The organism is Acinetobacter sp. YH16052 (assembly GCF_013417155.1).
GTDB lineage: Bacteria > Pseudomonadota > Gammaproteobacteria > Pseudomonadales > Moraxellaceae > Acinetobacter.
Window position 1 is genome coordinate 1 of the sequence record NZ_VPEO01000138.1, and the last position, 1,648, is coordinate 1,648.

Genomic DNA, 1,648 nt, shown 5'->3' on the forward strand with positions numbered 1-1,648 from the left:
GTGATTCAGCGAGGATTTCACGTGCTTTGTTGGTGATAGTTTTATTTTCTCGTTCAGCAATGATTTGAAGTTTATCTTTGAGATCATCTTCAATTCTAAAGCTCACCGTTGTTGTTTTTTTGCTCTCTGCCATTAATTCCCCTTTTTTCTCGTTGTCTAAAAACGTTGACGTACAAGGCTCTAAGGTGTGTTACCTATGCGTTTTTAATTGGTTTGTTAAAAATATCTCCAAATACAAAATTACAGGCACGAGGGCGACGATACACAAACGGGGACAAAATGGGGACATTTTTACCGTTTATTACCGTCGCGTACTCAGGGGGCTTTCCCCTGATACCCCGAAGCCTCTACGAGTCTTTTTCTGACGCGCTGCGCTTGTCCAACGATTCACAGACAGATAAAAATTTTATCTGCCCGTTCACCGTTTATGAGTCAAACGGGAAGATAATTATTTTGAAGGTTAAGGGGTAATTTTTGTGGCTAATAAAATAATGTTAAAAACGAAGCCAAACGGCACAGAAACCGTTCTAAACTTTCAGGGTAGATTTGGGTGTTTGATAGGGTGATCGTGTCTTAAAATCGTTTTGAGGGGCTTTAATGCGGATGAATGGGCGGTTTTAGTAAACTAACTCGCCCGTTTAACATAAAAGGGATTGTATGAATCAATTTTAGCTAGAGTTTAAGGTTGTTCAAATTAATGTACAATGATTGCACTGTATAAATAACCAGGTGTAGCATGTATGGAAAAGCACTTTATCAATGAAAAGTTTTCACGAGATCAATTTACGGGGAATAGAGTTAAAAATATTGCCTTTTCAAATTGTGATTTTTCAGGGGTTGATTTAACTGATACTGAATTTGTTGATTGTAGTTTTTACGACAGGAATAGCTTGGAAGGGTGTGATTTTAATAGAGCCAAACTAAAAAACGCTAGCTTTAAAAGCTGCGATTTATCAATGAGTAATTTTAAAAACATTAGCGCCTTAGGTCTTGAAATTAGTGAGTGTTTAGCTCAAGGAGCTGATTTTCGAGGGGCTAATTTTATGAATATGATAACTACAAGGTCATGGTTTTGTAGTGCTTATATAACCAAGACAAATCTTAGTTACGCTAATTTTTCTAGAGTCATATTAGAAAAGTGCGAACTGTGGGAAAATCGCTGGAATGGCACTGTGATAACTGGCGCCGTGTTTCGTGGCTCCGATCTTTCTTGTGGGGAGTTTTCATCGTTTGATTGGTCTTTGGCTGATTTTACTGGTTGTGATTTAACGGGTGGGGCGCTTGGCGAGCTTGATGCAAGGCGAATTAATTTAGATGGAGTGAAGTTGGATGGAGAGCAGGCGCTTCAGCTTGTTGAGAGTTTAGGTGTTATTGTTCACCGATAAAATCTAGGTAAAAAACGCCTAATGCCCCAATGTGGTACTAATCAAAACGGAGCGAAGCGACATCTTCATCTTGTCTTTGCTTTTCTCCATGATCAGTTATTGGGTCATGGTCTCTTAGCTCGTTAATCTGGCTAAGTCTGGTTAGGTTGGGCTTCTTTCGACGGTGCAATCCAAGAAATCCCTAGTCCGTTGATTGGTGCTCTTATCAGGTACGCACTGTAATCTTTCGATACCGCAGCGTGATTCGGAGGCAGAGCCGGAAT

Annotated in this window: 1 protein-coding gene; it reads left to right on the plus strand. The window is 39.8% G+C overall.

Going from position 1 to position 1,648, the window contains the following annotated elements:
* Positions 1-740 precede the first annotated feature (740 nt).
* Positions 741-1,385: a quinolone resistance pentapeptide repeat protein QnrD1 gene (locus FTV42_RS16740; protein ID WP_012634451.1), complete on the plus strand. Its 645-nt coding sequence runs from the start codon at positions 741-743 to the stop codon at positions 1,383-1,385.
* The last annotated feature ends 263 nt before the right edge of the window (positions 1,386-1,648 follow it).

Excerpts from the sequence above, each read along its gene's own strand:
- FTV42_RS16740 (WP_012634451.1), top strand. The coding sequence starts at position 741 with ATGGAAAAGCACTTTATCAATGAAAAGTTTTCACGAGATCAATTTACG.